This window comes from Ruegeria sp. YTSA108, from assembly GCF_059610185.1.
Genome location: NZ_JBXWND010000003.1, coordinates 50283 through 65977 on the forward strand (window position 1 = coordinate 50283; position 15695 = coordinate 65977).

Annotated in this window: 16 protein-coding genes; 10 read left to right on the forward strand and 6 right to left on the reverse strand. The window is 58.7% G+C overall.

Translation table 11 applies throughout. The features are described from left to right. Window positions 1–7 precede the first annotated feature (7 nt). Both AC2FHW_RS05485 and AC2FHW_RS05490 read right to left on the reverse strand, forming a co-directional pair. Window positions 8–769, reverse strand: coding sequence for an ABC transporter permease (locus tag AC2FHW_RS05485; RefSeq protein ID WP_271948588.1), 762 nt, complete (start codon window positions 767–769; stop codon window positions 8–10). Beyond that, window positions 766–1695, reverse strand: coding sequence for an ABC transporter ATP-binding protein (locus AC2FHW_RS05490; protein WP_271948586.1), 930 nt, complete (start codon window positions 1693–1695; stop codon window positions 766–768). Before AC2FHW_RS05490 ends, AC2FHW_RS05485 begins: the two co-directional genes overlap by 4 nt. 154 nt (window positions 1696–1849) lie before the next feature. Between AC2FHW_RS05490 and AC2FHW_RS05495 the strand changes: the two genes are divergently transcribed. After that, window positions 1850–2944: a CaiB/BaiF CoA transferase family protein gene (locus AC2FHW_RS05495; RefSeq protein WP_271948584.1), complete on the forward strand. Its 1095-nt coding sequence runs from the start codon at window positions 1850–1852 to the stop codon at window positions 2942–2944. Here AC2FHW_RS05495 and hemE read toward each other — a convergent pair. Then, window positions 2941–3975 (reverse strand): uroporphyrinogen decarboxylase, encoded by a 1035-nt coding sequence (hemE, locus tag AC2FHW_RS05500; RefSeq protein ID WP_271948582.1) that lies wholly within the window; start codon window positions 3973–3975, stop codon window positions 2941–2943. The two genes, AC2FHW_RS05495 and hemE, sit on opposite strands and share 4 nt — an antisense overlap. A gap of 107 nt (window positions 3976–4082) precedes the next feature. On the opposite strand from hemE, the gene hemC reads away from it, so the two are divergent. Both hemC and AC2FHW_RS05510 read left to right on the forward strand, forming a co-directional pair. Beyond that, window positions 4083–5042 carry a hydroxymethylbilane synthase gene (gene hemC, locus AC2FHW_RS05505; RefSeq protein WP_271948580.1) on the forward strand — a complete coding sequence of 320 codons (960 nt, stop codon included), beginning with the start codon at window positions 4083–4085 and terminating at the stop codon, window positions 5040–5042. 469 nt (window positions 5043–5511) lie between these two features. Then, the gene (locus AC2FHW_RS05510) at window positions 5512–5913 is read left to right on the forward strand and encodes a carboxymuconolactone decarboxylase family protein (RefSeq protein ID WP_271948577.1); all 402 of its coding nucleotides are present in this window, start codon (window positions 5512–5514) and stop codon (window positions 5911–5913) included. A 130-nt stretch (window positions 5914–6043) separates the two neighbouring features. Here the strand turns inward: AC2FHW_RS05510 and AC2FHW_RS05515 are convergent, their stop codons facing one another. The 3 genes from AC2FHW_RS05515 to ubiA all read right to left on the reverse strand — a co-directional run bounded on the left by AC2FHW_RS05515 (window position 6044) and on the right by ubiA (window position 9291). Then, window positions 6044–6364, reverse strand: coding sequence for a hypothetical protein (locus tag AC2FHW_RS05515; protein ID WP_142635291.1), 321 nt, complete (start codon window positions 6362–6364; stop codon window positions 6044–6046). Further along, window positions 6365–8263, reverse strand: a complete 1899-nt coding sequence (locus AC2FHW_RS05520; protein ID WP_142635292.1) for an OmpA family protein — start codon at window positions 8261–8263, stop codon at window positions 6365–6367. A gap of 65 nt (window positions 8264–8328) precedes the next feature. Beyond that, entirely contained in the window at window positions 8329–9291 is a 963-nt protein-coding gene (gene ubiA / locus AC2FHW_RS05525) for a 4-hydroxybenzoate octaprenyltransferase (RefSeq protein ID WP_496676706.1), read from the reverse strand. Window positions 9292–9303: 12 nt separating this feature from the next. Here ubiA and AC2FHW_RS05530 point away from each other — a divergent pair, with 12 nt between their 5' ends. The 7 genes from AC2FHW_RS05530 to AC2FHW_RS05560 all read left to right on the forward strand — a co-directional run bounded on the left by AC2FHW_RS05530 (window position 9304) and on the right by AC2FHW_RS05560 (window position 15654). After that, window positions 9304–10029 (forward strand): 16S rRNA (uracil(1498)-N(3))-methyltransferase, encoded by a 726-nt coding sequence (locus AC2FHW_RS05530; protein WP_496728681.1) that lies wholly within the window; start codon window positions 9304–9306, stop codon window positions 10027–10029. Then, complete coding sequence (locus AC2FHW_RS05535; protein WP_496728679.1) at window positions 10026–10874, forward strand: GNAT family N-acetyltransferase; 849 nt, start codon at window positions 10026–10028, stop codon at window positions 10872–10874. The genes AC2FHW_RS05530 and AC2FHW_RS05535 overlap by 4 nt, the downstream gene beginning before the upstream one ends. Then, window positions 10871–11398 (forward strand): hypothetical protein, encoded by a 528-nt coding sequence (locus AC2FHW_RS05540; protein WP_281972603.1) that lies wholly within the window; start codon window positions 10871–10873, stop codon window positions 11396–11398. The genes AC2FHW_RS05535 and AC2FHW_RS05540 overlap by 4 nt, the downstream gene beginning before the upstream one ends. A 65-nt stretch (window positions 11399–11463) precedes the next feature. Further along, window positions 11464–12834, forward strand: a complete 1371-nt coding sequence (locus tag AC2FHW_RS05545) for a glutamate--cysteine ligase (RefSeq protein ID WP_281995270.1) — start codon at window positions 11464–11466, stop codon at window positions 12832–12834. A gap of 70 nt (window positions 12835–12904) precedes the next feature. Continuing rightward, on the forward strand, window positions 12905–13978 hold the full coding sequence (gene pheS, locus AC2FHW_RS05550; protein WP_281972601.1) for a phenylalanine--tRNA ligase subunit alpha: 1074 nt from the start codon (window positions 12905–12907) through the stop codon (window positions 13976–13978). Further along, window positions 13975–14598: a hypothetical protein gene (locus tag AC2FHW_RS05555; RefSeq protein ID WP_496821559.1), complete on the forward strand. Its 624-nt coding sequence runs from the start codon at window positions 13975–13977 to the stop codon at window positions 14596–14598. The genes pheS and AC2FHW_RS05555 overlap by 4 nt, the downstream gene beginning before the upstream one ends. 264 nt (window positions 14599–14862) lie before the next feature. Beyond that, window positions 14863–15654 carry a CE1 family esterase gene (locus AC2FHW_RS05560; RefSeq protein ID WP_496821561.1) on the forward strand — a complete coding sequence of 264 codons (792 nt, stop codon included), beginning with the start codon at window positions 14863–14865 and terminating at the stop codon, window positions 15652–15654. Window positions 15655–15695 lie beyond the last annotated feature (41 nt).

Consider the following 15695-nt stretch of genomic DNA (forward strand, 5'->3'; position numbering starts at 1 on the left):
CCATGGCCTAACTCCGGATGCGCCAGCCAGTTTTGAAGATCCATCCGATGATGCCCAGACACACGCCGGTAAACGCCAGTATGGCTAAAAGGCTGAACATGATCGGCACATCGGCCAGGCCGTAAAACGACCAGCGAAAGCCCGAGATCAGATAGACGACCGGGTTGAACAGGGTGATGGTCTGCCACAGCGGGGGCAACATCGAAATCGAATAAAAGGTACCGCCCAGAAAGATCAGCGGTGTCACCACGAGTTGCGGAACCAAAGACATCTGCTCGAAATTGCTGGCCCAGATGCCGATGATGAAGCCCAGCAAGGAAAAGCTGAGGCAGGTCAGGACTAGAAATGTCACCATGGCAAGCGGGTGTTCAATACGCAAATCCACAAAGAATGCAGAGGTCACAAGGATCACGACACCCACAAACAGCGATTTTGTCGCCGCCGCTCCGACATAGCCGATGACGATCTCGATGAAATTCACCGGCGCCGAAAGAAGCTCATATATCGTTCCCAGAAACTTTGGGAAATAGATCCCGAAAGAGGCGTTCGAGATCGACAGCGTCACAACAGATAACATGACCAGCCCCGGAACGATGAACGCGCCATAGGATACGCCTTCGACCTCTTGTATCCGGCTGCCAATCGCCGTGCCAAAGACAACGAAATACAGCGATGTCGACAGGACCGGAGATATGAAGCTTTGCGCAAGGGTGCGGAAGAACCGGGCCATTTCGAACCGGTAGATGGCAGTAATGGCGGACCAGTTCATGTGGCTTCTCCCGACACCATATTGACAAAGATCTCTTCAAGGCTGGACTGACGCGTTTGTACATCGCGTAAAATCAATCCGGCCTCGGCCACATCGTTCAACAGGGTGGTGATGCCAGTGCGGTCGGCATTTGTGTCGTAGGTATAAACCAGCGCGTCACCCTTGCCATTCAGTTTGAGATTGTGTGTGGCCAGACTGTCGGGGACGGTTTGAATGGGCTGGGTCAGCATGACTTCGATCTGCTTCTTTCCCATCTGCGCCATCAAAGTGTCCTTGTCCTGAACCAGTAGCAGTTCACCCTTGTCGATGACGCCGACACGGTCGGCAATGGCCTCGGCCTCTTCGATATAGTGGGTGGTTAGAATGATGGTGACACCGGCCTGCTTCAACTCGGCCACGATTTCCCACATGTCTTTGCGCAGTTCGACATCAACACCTGCGGTCGGCTCGTCCAGAAACAGAACACGCGGCTCGTGTGCCAGCGCTTTTGCGATCAGAACCCGACGTTTCATACCGCCCGATAGTTCTTTGATCGCGTTTTTGCGTTTTTCCCACAAAGACAATTTGCGCAGAATTTCTTCGATACGTGCGTTGTTCTGCCCAAGCCCGAACAGCCCGCGCGACAATCGCACAGTGTTCCAGACCTTTTCAAAGGGTTCGAGCGCGATCTCCTGCGGAACCAAACCGATCATCCGGCGTGCTGCGCGAAAATCAGTCTGGATATCGTGGCCGCCGACGGTCACGCTTCCTGAGGTTGGCGTCGTTATTCCACACACCGTCGAAATCAGCGTGGTCTTGCCTGCACCGTTGGGACCCAGAAGAGCCAGGATTTCTCCCTGCTCGATGTCCAGAGACACGCCCTTTAGCGCCTCAAAACCTCCGGCATAGGACTTTCGCAAATCCCTGATGGACAGAATTGTTGTCATGCGCCTCCCCCGTTCTGGCGGCGACACTACCCTGCGAGTTAGCCACAGAACAGGCCCAATTCACACATTTTACTCAGCTTTCCAATTGGCCTTTCCAGTCCGGGCTTGCATTTCCTGGCTGGCCCCGAAACCCTGCGCGGGCAGGAGGACTGGTATGTTAAGTGGAATTCGGATCATCGAAATCGAGGGCTTGGGCCCCGGTCCCTTTGCCGCCATGCTGTTGGCCGATCTCGGTGCAGATGTGATCACCATCCACCGCAAGGGTCAGGCCGCGACTCCGGGCATGCCCGAACAGTCAGTTCTGGATCGGGGCAAGCGGTCGATCAGCCTGAACCTCAAAGACCCGGCCGATCTGGATGTGGCCCGGCGCCTGATCGCCACAGCTGATGCACTGATCGAAGGGTTTCGACCCGGTGTGATGGAAAAGCTGGGCCTTGGCCCTGATATCTGTCGCGATCTGAACCCAAAGTTGATTTATGGCCGTATGACGGGTTGGGGACAGAACAGCCCCTTGTCCAAGAATGCCGGGCACGATCTGAACTATATCGCACTGTCCGGGGCGCTTTGGTATGCGTCGCAACCGGACCAACCGCCGCAAACCCCGGCCACTTTGGTGGGTGATATCGGTGGCGGTGCCATGTATCTGGTCGCAGGCATTCTGGCCGGATTGCTGAATGCGGGACGCACAGGAAAGGGCACGGTCGTGGACGCCGCCATTTATGACGGCTCGGCCCATATGATGAACCTGCTGATGAGCCTGCGCCAAACCGGAAACCTGTCAGATACTCGCGGACACAGCCTTCTGGACGGTCCCCATTGGAGCCGAACCTATGCCTGCTCTGATGGTGGATTTGTGGCGGTGCAGTGCCTGGAGCCGAAATTCTATGCCGAGTTCCTGCAGATATTGGACCTGTCTGGCGATCCCGAATTTCGGCAGCAATATGATGCTTCCACCTGGCCCGCGCTGACCCGGCGGCTGGCTGAAATCTTTGCTGGCAAACCACGTGATCATTGGGCGGCGCTGTTTGCAGCAAGTGACGCCTGTGTTGCACCAGTGCTCAATCCGTCCGAGGCGCAGAACCATGCCATGAACACAGCACGCCAGACCTGGCTTGCCCCCGACGGTATGCTACAGGCCGCCGCCGCGCCGCGGTTTTCCGAGCGGGAGTGGAAGCCCAGACCCAGCCCGCGCCGCGGAGATCATACACAAGACATACTGGCCGAGCTGGACGCCCGACCCAAAGCCTAGCGGTTGCGCACTGCGTCGATCATACGCTGAACGTTGTCGGGATCGGCATCGGGCGTGATGCCATGACCCAGATTGAAGATATGCGGCCCTTTGGAGAATGCATCGACAATCCGCCGGGTCTCGTCCACCAGCGCTTGACCGCCGGTCACCATATGCGACGACGCCAGATTGCCCTGTACGCAACCATCCACCTGGACATGCTCGGCGCCCCATTCCGGCGAGACCGAATTGTCCAGCGCGACGCAATCAACCCCCGTGGTTTTGGCGAACCCGATATAGCCATCTCCGGCCTCTCGCGGGAATCCGATCACCGGGATGCCGGGGTGACGTTCCTTGATGGCCTGGGTGATTACGCGGCACGGCTCGACCGCATATTTGCGGAACGCCTCACCCTTCAGCGATCCGGCCCAGCTGTCGAATATCTTGACTACCTCGGCGCCTGCCTCGATCTGGGCTGAAAGATATTCGATCGTGGCCAGCGTGATCCGGTCCAGCAGCGCTTCGAACAGCGCAGTATTCCCCTCGCGCAGCGCATGGGCGGGGCCTTGATCCGGGGTGCCGCGTCCGGCGATCATGTAGGTCGCCACTGTCCACGGCGCGCCAGCAAAACCGATCAAGGTTGTCTCGGACGGCAACTCCTGTGACAGGATGCGCACTGTCTCATAGACTGGCGAGAGTGTTTCGTGGATATCCTCGACCGATTTCAGCGCATCAAACTCGGATTGCTGCGTGATAGTCGACAAACGCGGGCCTTCACCGGTGACAAACCAAAGGTCCGCACCCAGCGCCTGTGGTACCAGCAGGATATCCGCAAACAGGATAGCTGCATCGAACCCATAGCGACGGATCGGCTGCAATGTGACTTCGGCCGCAAGCTCGGGATTGTAGCACAGCGACAGGAAATCCCCGGCCTGCGCGCGCGTTGCACGATATTCTGGCAGATACCGCCCGGCCTGGCGCATCATCCAGATCGGAGGCACATCCTGCACCTGTCCTGCCAATGCCCGCAGCAGTTTCTTTGTTTCGGCCATCTGTGCCCCCAATCGTCTGGTTTGTGGCAACGGGTCTTCCTTCGGCGGCAATTTGTCAAGCTCTGCCCCCATTGTCAGGGCAATGTGACGCGACTAAAGCTGTGTCCATGACATTGACCCTGCCTTCACCCGCCTCACCGCTGAAAATCGGCACCCGTGGTTCGCCCCTGGCGCTGGCGCAAGCCTATGAAACCCGGCAGCGGTTAGGCACAGCCTTTGATCTACCCGAAGATGCATTCGAAATCGTGGTGATCAAGACCACCGGCGACAATCGCGCGATGATCGACGCGGACCGCCCGCTGAAAGAGATCGGCAACAAAGGCCTGTTCACCAAGGAAATCGAAGAAGCGATGCTGCGAGGTGATATCGACATCGCTGTGCATTCGACCAAGGACATGCCGGTCGAACAGCCCGCGGGTCTTGTGTTGGACACGTTCCTGCCGCGTGAAGATGTGCGCGACGCTTTTATTTCGCCCAGCCTGAACTCTATTCATGACCTGCCCAATGGCGCGGTGGTTGGCACCTCGTCTTTGCGCCGCCGGGCTCAGCTGTTGAACCGGCGCCCTGACCTGAATGTGGTCGAGTTCCGTGGCAACGTGCAAACGCGCCTGAAGAAACTGACCGATGGCGTAGCGGATTGCACGTTTCTGGCGATGGCAGGTATCCGGCGCCTGAATATGGACGACGTTCCCGCAACTGCTATCTCGCCCGAGGATATGCTGCCCGCTATTGCACAAGGTACAATCGGTATCGAACGCCGCAGTGACGATCCCCGTGCTGCAGGGATGTTGGAGGCAATTCATCATAGCGAAACCGGGTATCGACTTTTGGCCGAGCGCGCCTTGCTGGCCGCGCTTGACGGGTCTTGCGAGACTCCGATTGCCGGGCTGGCTGATATCAGCGGTGGCATTCTGCGCCTGCGCGGAGAAGTCCTGCGCCCAGACGGGTCTGATTCTATCGCCGAAGACGCCACTGGCGTGATTGGTGATGGTGCAGAAATGGCGCGCGCAATGGCCGAAAAACTACTGACAAAGGCCGGCCCCGGGTTCTTTGATTGGAAGAATTGAAGATAAATTTATTTAATGTGAACTAGTTCACTGTCGCGCTCTCAAAGATCAGGCATTAAGGATGCACACCGATTGAGAAATCGGGTTGGTCTCGAAGAAGTCGAAAGTTTTTGTTAGTCTGTCCATTTTTAAGTGGTATTCGAGGGGGCGAGACCAAACCCCGACATTCAGTCAGTAAGGGCCGCTGTCTCATTAAGACGGCGGCCCGTTTACTTTTGGGTGTCTCAAATAGCCGCGACGTCTTGAACCGCTTGCACAATCGCAGCCCGCTGGTGAAGCGATGTCAGTACATATAATTGCCTGTCTTCAAGACTGGATGCGCGGGGCAGTGGAATGATCCTCGTGCCAAGGGGCTAGAAAATCCGTCGCATTTTCTTATCCGGTGTAAAGTGCAAGCGTTGATAGTACCTGTAAGAGGCGTAGAGTGCTTCAGCACACCGCTTCATTGTGACGATTACCGGAGACCAAGATGGCCGAGACTTTCGACGAAGATCTGTTCCTCAGAGGGCTGGAGCAACGCAAAAGCACCCTGGGCGCGGAATATGTTGAGAAAAACCTGGCCGCCACCGACGATTTTACCCGGCCGTTTCAAGAGGCAATGACCGCTTGGTGCTGGGGTTTCGGCTGGGGCGACGATGTGATCGACGCCAAGACCCGGTCAATGATGAACCTGTCCATGATCGGCGCCCTGGGCAAGATGCACGAATGGGAACTCCACTGTCGCGGCGCCATCAGCAACGGCGTCAGCAAAGAAGAAATCCGGGCCATTATTCACGTGATCGGCATCTATTGTGGCGTGCCGCAGGCGCTGGAATGCTTTCGTGTCGCGCGCAAGGTTCTGGACGAGGCAGAGACAACCTCTGAGACATGATCATGAATTGAGCTGTGCCCAAGCTTCATCAAGCTGAGTGGATTTTCGGGCTCGGTTTGGCAGGTGGCTGAAACACACAACGGCGCCCTATATTTGCGGGTGTCGCAAGTTGCCGATTCCTCTGGTTCTCTTAGTCCGCGTTGTTTATCCGGCCGCGTAATTCTTCGGCCTCCTGCCGCGCGGCGCGCAACCCGTCCATGGCAGCGCCCAGTTCCGCCTCGGTCTGGGTGAGCTGATTGGTTAGCTCGGCCTCGCGCTGTTGCAGATAGGTGATGGCCTGATCGCGGGTTTCTTCGGCCTCATGCAATTCCTGGCTCATGCGATCCAGATCGGCGACGTCGCTTTGGCGAACACGAGACAGACGATGGGCCAGCCAGTTGGCGAACCACCCCATGCAGAAGGCTGCGAACAGGATGATGGCGGTGGCAATGATGAATTCGATTCTGTTCACTTACTGATCCCCTGCGCCGGTATCTGCGGCGTCTTCTGACGTCTCTGTCTCGGCCTCCAGCGCCTCAAGCCCAGTCTCGGAATTGGCAATGGGTTCAGGCCGGATCAGGCGAAATTCAATGCGACGGTTTTCTTCTCGGCCTGCCTCGGTATCGTTGTCTGCGATCGGTTGCGTTTCACCATATCCCACGGCCGAGTAGCTTGACGTTGGGATGCGGCGTCCGCGCAACTCATTCAGGATCGACTGAGCCCGCGCCTGGCTGAGTTGCTGGTTCATCTCTTCGCGGCCCTGACTATCTGTATGGCCCTGAATTTCAATCCGGATGGGGCCGCATTCGCGCAGAATCTCGGCGATCTGATTGACGGTATCGCGTGAATCCGCGGCAACCGTGGCCGATCCCGGTTCGAATGCGATTTTGCTGCTGGCCTGAACTTCGGCAAGCTGGTCTTCGCACAGCTCTGGGTCGGGCAGGCTGTCTGCGGGTTTCGGCGGCTCTTGATAGGTGATCGAAAGGGTGAAACCTTTTGCATCCCCAAGCTTTTCCGACAGCAATCCGGCGATACGGGCTTTGGCGTCCGGGTCGTAGCTGACCCCGCTGAGAGAAACGTCGTCAGGGGTAACAGTCAGAGCGCCGTTATGCAGCAGAGACAACGCTTCCAGCCCCGCCAGAACACGAACCGGCCAGTCTGCGGGTAAGTCGGAGGCGATGCGGGTGGCGGTATAAACCTGTTCCGATCCAAATGCCGCGCGGGCAAAACTGTCGGCCATGTCGCGCGATGTCTCATTGCTCAGACGACCGCGCATTTGGACCAGCCCTTCGGGGCTGCGCGTGGTCGAGAACTCGGGGGGGCCGGTGGATTCGGCGGTTTCGGGTTCGGGCAGGACGGCGTGCAGGGCGAAAACCTCGGGCAGCGCATTTTCCAGCTCGCCCACCACACGGTCAAAGACCCCAGCCTCTGTTCCTTGCGCCGCCACCAGCGTGATATCCGCATCCGAAATCGTGACCGAACCCTGACCAATCTTGGACAGGGCGCGAATGCTGAGCGTTGCCGCTTCGGGCCAACGGGGTGAGGGCACGCCCAAACCGATTGTACAGTTAAACGGACCAGCAAGGCCTGCTTCTTTGGCAGCAGCGACGATGGCATCCCGCGCTTTTTCATTCTGGGCCGAGCAGGCATCGAACTGGCCGCCGTTGGCATCAATCAGGTAGCGCAGTGTAAAGGGGGTGATTACGGGGCGCGGAGCCGAGATCGACAACCCGATTCGCAAACTGGGAGGTGCTGCGCGGGTCAGGCTCTGTTCCAGTCGTTCTTTTTCCCGCAGGCTGTCTGCAATGGCGGTGATTTTCACCAAACCGGGGCTGGCCGATATTTTGGCACGCGGCAGGCGGGTCAACGCTTCGAGCGCATAGTTCAACGCGTCGTCCCAGCCTTCGGGTATAGGGTAATCCGCCGTTTCCATCAGGTCCGAAACGGTGTCGCCGTCCATCCGGCGCAACCTTTCGATCAGCTCGCTGCGGTCTTGGCTTGCGGGTATCAGACCAATAATCGAAATACCGCTGTCGTTTCGCAAAATTTCAGCGGAAAAGCGCGGTGCTGCCAGTTGCCGGGTGGGGGCGACCTGCATGTCGTCAATAACGCGTGAGGTATCAACCTCGGTCCCGGCTGCGGTCAGCGCATTGAACCGCGTTGCTTCGTCAATGGCTATGCCGGTCAGGACAACGCGCAGGCCATCGGATTCGACTTCGGCCCAGTCATGCCCTTTTAGGTCAAGCGCACGCCGCACGGCGAGTTCCGACGCTTCTTCAACTTTGGTTACCGCATATCCTGCGGCCACAAGCGATAGGCTGGCCGAAACGAGGAATATCAGGGAGGCAGCTAGGAAATAGGGCAGGCGCATGTGCGGGCAGACGACTCCTGAAGTTATTGAGCAGGACTCTTACAGAGGCCCGCGCCGAGGTGCAATCAGAGCAACCCAGCAATGCAAAGGAAGATCAGCGGAATAAGGCCGGTATCCCGGTTGGCCCGGAAAAGCTGCAGCAATTTGGCGTTGTCTTCGGTGTCCAGCCCGCGCAGTTGCCACGTCATATGCCACCCCATTGCCCAAGGTCCCGCCAGTGCAACGAACATGGCTGTAATCGGCTCCTGCCCTGTCATGGCGTCGATAATGGCCAGCGCCATCAGGGATACGGTTGCGGCCAGAAAATACTTCAACCACCGCGCGGTATCTGCGCCGAACAGGCGGGCGGTGGATTTGATACCGATCAGCTCGTCATCTTCGGCGTCCTGATGCGCATAGATCGTATCATAGAACAGCGTCCAGGCGATGCCACCCAGGTACAGAGTGATCGCCGGCCCGCCGACCGTTCCGGTATGCGCGGCCCAGGTCAGCAGGATGCCCCAGTTGAAGGCCAGTCCCAGAAATACCTGTGGCCACCAGGTGAACCTTTTGGCGAAGGGGTAGACAGCGACGGGCAACAGGGACAGCACGCCCATGGCGATGGCGGCCTGGTTGAAGCTCAGCAGAACCAACAGTGCCAGCAGGCATTGCAGCACCATCCAGATCGCGGCCTGCCGAACACTGACCTGCCCAGAAGGGATCGGGCGCGACCGGGTCCGTTCCACTTTTGCATCAAAGTCGCGGTCCGAAATGTCATTCCATGTGCAGCCCGCGCCGCGCATCAAAAAGGCACCGATGGCACAACCGATGGCGATCCAGAGGTCCTCCCACCGCGGGGTGCCGTCGCTGAGGATGGCCAGCGTCAGTCCCCACCAGCAGGGGATCAGCAGCAGCCATGTGCCGATAGGCCGATCAGCCCGGCTCAACCGCAGGTAAGGGCGCGAGAATTCCGGCGCATAGGTGTCGACCCAGTTGCCGCTGACCGCATCAGCGACCTGACCGTCTGGTGTTGGCGCATTGCCTTGCATATGTAAGGTCTCATGAGTGCAAAGATCAGACTGTATGTAGAGCACCCTTTGGGTCCGGGGCAATCGGTAGAATTGACGCGCGAGCAGGCACATTACCTGTTCGGTGTCATGCGCCTGGCTGTAGGGGGGCAGGTTGCCTTGTTTAACGGACAGGACGGAGAATGGCAGGCCGAAGTAGCCGAAGCAGGAAAGCGTGGCGGTGTACTGACTTGTGTCGAACAGACCAAACCGCTGCAACGGCCACCCGACCTGTGGTTCCTGTTCGCCCCGATCAAAAAGGCACGCACCGATTTCATCGTTGAAAAGGCGGCGGAAATGGGTGCGGCGCGGATCATGCCGGTGCAGACAGAATTCACCAATTCCGAACGTATCCGCCAGGACCGCTTGCAAGCCCACGCGGTCGAGGCCGCCGAGCAATGCGGCGGTACCTTCGTGCCCGAGGTCGCCGATCTGCAGCGGCTGGACCGAGTTCTGGATGGCTGGCCCGAGGGGCGTCAACTGATGTTTTGTAACGAGGCCGAGGTCGGCTCGGCCCTGCGCCTGGCGGCGCATGAAAAGGGGTTTCCATGGGCGATCCTTATCGGACCCGAGGGCGGCTTTTCCCAACGTGAACGTGCCCGGCTGACCGCCTTACCCTATGCCCATGTCGTCAGTCTTGGCCCGCGTATCCTGCGCGCGGATACTGCAGCCGTTGCGGCTCTGACCATGTGGCAGCAGGCGTTGGGGGACTGGTCATGATTTGGCGTCTCGCGCAGGAGGCGGATGTACCGAAGATCGACCAGTTTCTAATGCGCCACATTCAGACGTCGATGTTCCCCGTGGCCAATCTGCGTGATTTTGGATTGCGGGGCACGGACCGACGTGCCGTTAATATATGGGTGTTGGGCGACGATCCCCGTGCGGCGTTCTCCATCACGAATGAGGGCATGGTTTTACCGCAATGTCCCGATTGCACAGATGAAGAACTGGCCGCTGCGATTGATCTGATCCGGGGGCGTGCCTTGTTTGGAATGGCGGCTGAGGCAACACAGGCCCGCCGGATCATGCGTCTTGCGGGGTGGGAGGATCGGCCGGCAACGCTGAACAGCGATGAGCCGGGTTTCACGCTGGATTTGGAACAGCTTACTATTCCGGATGCTACAAGCGCAGAATTGGTGCCTTTGGGTGCGTTTGATCGTGAAATCGTCGAAAGGTGGCGGTCTGACTACCTGATCGAAGCAATGGAATTCAATTCGTCACGAGCGCAAAAACAGGCTGGCTTGGATTGCGACGCCTATACCGCACGTGATTCTCATCGTGTGTTGCTGGTCGACGATCAGCCTGTCGCCATGACTGGTTTTAACGCGCGCTTGCAAGAAGTCGTGCAGATTGGTGGGGTCTTTACACCTCGTGAAATGCGCGGCCGTGGATATGCGCGTCTGGCCGTCGCGCTGCATCTGGAGGAGGCGCGCCGTACAGGTGCGAAACGCGCGGTTTTGTTTGCGGCTTCCGATTCCGCTGCGCGTGCTTATATCGGTATCGGTTTTCAATCCGCGGGGCAGTACTCGCTCATCCTGTTCATAAACCCAGAGGATACCGCATGAGTTTCATCCGACCCGAAGCGAAACTGGCCCTGTGGCGCTGGCGCGAAGTGCTGGTTGCCGGTGTCATTCTGTTGGTTGGCCTCAGCTGGATCAGCGGCCCGGGTGGGTTGCTGGGCTGGTTGGGCTGGGTTTTGGTGGCGGTGTCGCTTGCACTGGCCGTGATCGGGGTTCAGCGCGCCAGGTTTCGCACCGGCGTCGGTGGCCCCGGAGTTGTGACCATCGACGAAGGCCAGATATCCTATTTTGGCCCGCTGGACGGTGGCATGGTAGCGACGCGGGAAATCGAACGGTTGGCGTTGGATCCATCCTCGAATCCGGCGCATTGGGTGTTGGAACAGCCTGGCCAGCCGACGCTTCACATTCCTGTGAATGCCGAAGGGGCCGAAGCGCTGTTTGACGTGTTCTCGGCGCTGCCGGGGTTGAAAACAGAACATATGTTGTCGGAATTGAACGGTGGGGCCGTACATCCCGTAGTAATTTGGGAGCGTCAGTCGATGCGCCCTGCGCATATGCGGTTGCATTGACACCGCCCTCGTTTGCGACCACGACTGACCAACAAGACAGACACATCAGGATCGGAGCACGGTTCATGTCCATCCCCCAGTCCGGCGGCGGACCGATCGAACGCCACGAGCAACTTGCCGAATATCTGGAAGCGGGCTGCAAGCCCAAAGCCGATTGGCGTATCGGAACCGAACATGAAAAGTTCGGCTATTGTAAAGACTCACTGAAACCGCTGCCATTCGAAGGCACGCGGTCGATTGTGGCGGTGCTTGAAGGGCTGCGCGACCGGCACGGCTGGGCCGAGGTGCGCGAAGCGGGCCACCTGATCGGTCTGGAAAAAGACGGCGCCAATGTCAGCCTTGAACCGGGCGGTGCACTAGAGCTGTCTGGTGCGCCGTTGGAGACGATCCACGAGACCTGCGACGAGGTGAACACCCACCTGCGCGAGGTTAAGGATATCGCTGATGAAATCGGCGTGGGCTTTATCGGTCTGGGCGCGGCCCCGATCTGGACCCATGAGCAGATGCCTCTGATGCCCAAAGGCCGTTATCGGCTGATGAACGATTACATGGAAAAAGTAGGCTCCATGGGCCGCGCCATGATGCGGCGCACTTGCACGGTTCAGGTCAATATCGACTTTGGGTCCGAGGCAGACATGGTGCAGAAACTGCGCGTGGCGCTGGCTTTGCAGCCTGTGGCGACTGCGCTGTTTGCCAACTCGCCATTTTTTGAGGGTAAGCCCAACGGCCAGAAAAGCTGGCGCAGCCATATCTGGCGGCATCTGGACGATGCACGCACCGGTATGTTGCCCTTTGTGTTCGAAGAAGGCTTTGGGTTCGAGCGCTACGTGCAATACGCGTTGGATGTGCCGATGTACTTTGTCTATCGCGATGGCCAGTATATCAACGCGCTGGGCATGTCCTTCCGCGATTTCCTGCAGGGCAAACTGCCCGCGCTGCCTGGTGAAACACCTACCCTGTCTGATTGGGCCGATCACCTGACCACCGCCTTCCCCGAGGCGCGGATCAAGAAATTCATGGAGATGCGCGGCGCGGATGGTGGCCCTTGGCGGCGTCTGTGTGCGCTGCCTGCCTTCTGGGTTGGCCTGACCTATGATCAGGGCGCGCTGGATGCGGCCTGGGATCTGGTCAAGGGCTGGGATGCCGAAACGCGCGAGGAACTGCGCGTTCAGGCGGCCGTCAATGGCCTGCAGGCGCAGGTTGGCGACATCAACATGCATGATCTTGCCCGCGAAGTGGTTGCGATCTCGGAAAGTGGTCTCAAGGCCCGGGCCTATCCCGGCGCAGGTGGTCTGGTTCCCGATGAGACGCATTTCCTGAATGCGCTGAAGGAAAGTCTCGATACCGGCAAGGTTCCAGCGGATGAGTTGCTGGAACACTACAATGGCGACTGGAACGGCGATCTGACTCGAATTTATCCCGAATACAGCTATTGACCCACCGCGTCCCGCTTGCATTCGCGGGGCGGGGCCGATAGCAGGTTGGCGACCAAATTCAGAGGGCGTCATGGACGATCTTAAGGCAAAATATCTGGGGCAGATCGCCGAGGCGGGCGATGAGAACGCGCTTGAGGCGATCCGCGTCGCCGCCGTGGGCAAAAAGGGCGAGGTCGCGCTGAAGATGCGCGAGCTGGGCAAGATGACCCCCGAGGAACGTCAGGTCGCAGGCCCCGCGCTGAACGCCCTGAAGGATGAGATCAACTCGGCGCTGGCCGCCAAGAAAGCCGGTCTTGCCGATGCCGCGCTGGATGAACGTCTGCGCACCGAATGGCTGGACGTTACCCTGCCGACGCGCGCGCGCCGCCAAGGCTCGATCCACCCGGTCAGCCAGGCGACCGAGGAGCTGACCGCGATCTTTGCCGAACTGGGATTCTCGGTGGCCGAAGGGCCGCGGATTGAGACCGATTGGCACAATTTCGACGCGCTAAACATCCCCGGCCACCACCCCGCGCGGGCCGAGATGGACACGTTCTATATGCACCGTGCCGAGGGCGACGAGCGCCCGCCGCATGTGCTGCGCACGCATACTTCGCCGGTCCAGATCCGCTCAATGGAGCTGCAGGGCGCGCCGATCCGCATCATTTGTCCGGGCGGCGTTTATCGCGCTGATTATGATCAGACCCACACGCCGATGTTCCATCAGGTCGAAGGTCTTGCCATCGACAAGGACATCTCGATGGCGAACCTGAAATGGGTTCTGGAAGAGTTCGTGAAGGCCTTCTTCGAGGTTGATGACGTCGAACTGCGCTTCCGCGCCTCGCACTTCCCCTTTACCGAACCGTCGGCAGAGGTCGATATCCGCTGTTCCTGGGATAACGGCCAGCTGAAGATCGGCGAGGGCGACGACTGGATGGAGATTCTGGGCTCGGGCATGGTCCACCCCAAGGTGATCGCCGCCGGTGGCATCGACCCCGAGGTCTATCAGGGCTTTGCCTTCGGCATCGGCATCGACCGTCTGGCGATGCTGAAATACGGCATCCCGGATTTGCGCGCGTTTTTTGACAGCGATCTGCGGTGGCTGCGGCATTACGGGTTTGCAGCGCTGGATATGCCGAACCTGCATGGCGGTTTGTCGCGGTGAGCGAAGTAGAAGTGATCACGGCTTGCGAGAATGTGTGCCGTGACTTCTATTGGGTCGGCCCAGTAACTGAATGGCTTAGAAATCTGGCAATCGTGATCGGTGTTGGAGTTGCTTACGTTCAGCTCAATGCATGGAAGCGGGAACACGTTTCAAAACGAACTGCGGAGACTGCTGAACAACTGTTGAGTGTCGCGTTGAACGTCAAACTTGCAATTGCCAGTGTCCGAAGTGTTATGGAGCAAATACGCGCTGACGCGGATGATACCCCGCAAGAAATAATTGATATGAAACTCAACCGGTTAGCAAGCTATAAAGAAGATTTTGAGCGCTTGCGAGAACTGCAAGTTCTTCATGAAGCGTACGTTGGTTCCAATGTTGTCAAATCGGCTGTCGACGAGTTGTTTGATGTACGACAAGAAGTCTACGCTGCATTGGCTACACTGAGCGGTTGGAATTTGGCGGCAAACCCTCTTGAAGAGCATGTAAAGCTTCATCAGGAGCTCACTAGAGCAATGTACTCTATGGGAGGAAGATACGACAAACTTGCTCCTCGTGTGGATGCAGCAATTGATACACTTCGTCAGAGTCTTTTGCCAGAAATCAGAATGGAGAGAAAGTAGCGGAGCAAAGGCCGATAGGCCGCCGCGCTATCGGTCGTTCATTGAGGCGCCATTGGTTCGAGCCCAATGGACGACACCGCCCGCACGGGCTGGCGATTTGTCTCCGTCAGTGCAGCGCTCGAACAGCGCACGGATTTGGCCAGCATAAACTGCCCTCCACAGCCCAAGGATCGCCACCCCGCGGTCTAGCGATAGCGCGGCTTGTTTCAGCCTCCCACGGGGTTGTGACGTGACTTCGTGCGCGGGCCGGGTAGGCTCCGAGTTATGTTTCGGATTCTGACCTGCCTGTTTTTCCTTCTCCCGCTCCAAGCTGTAGCAAATGGCTGCCACGGCGACACAGCCTGCCCGCTGGGCGACCGTTCCTATCATGTGCTTGAACCCGATGGCTGGGATGGCGAAAGCCCTCTGCCGGTATTGCTGCATTTCCACGGCTGGGCGCGGCAGGGGGATGTGGTGGTCAACCACGAAAGGATCGCAGGGGCCACCAAACTGCGCGGCGTATTTCTGGTGGCCCCGAACGGGCTGGGCAAAAGCTGGGATTTCTGGACCTCCGAGACCGATGACGTTCCCTTCGCGGATCGGGTGCTAGAGGATGTGGCGGCGCGCTATCCCATCGACCCGGATCGCATCTATGTCTCGGGCTATTCCTATGGCGGCGCGATGGCGTGGCGCTATGTCTGTCAGTCCGGCGATGACGTTGCGGCCCTGCTGGCTGTAGCTGGCAGCATTCGCCAGACCGAAGATTGCCCGCAGGCCCCGCGCCAGGTGCGCCATGTGCATGGGTTGGACGACACGGTGATGGATTTTCCCTTGGGTCCGGGCGGGGACACGACCTATCCGGTGGCGTTGTGGAAGGCGAAGTTCGACTGCAACGGTGCAACCCCGCGTGGCGATTGGAGCGTGAAGCCTTTCCTGACCCTCAGCCGCGTGGAGTGGACCGATTGCGCGCTGGGGCAAGTTACGTTGGACACGCATCCGGGCGGGCATTTCATCCCGCATGGCTGGATCGGCTGGCAGTTGGATGAGCTGGCCGGGCGCACACCAGCCTATCCCTGACCCGTTTGACAGCCCCCTACATCCGGGGTCATCTGCGCAGG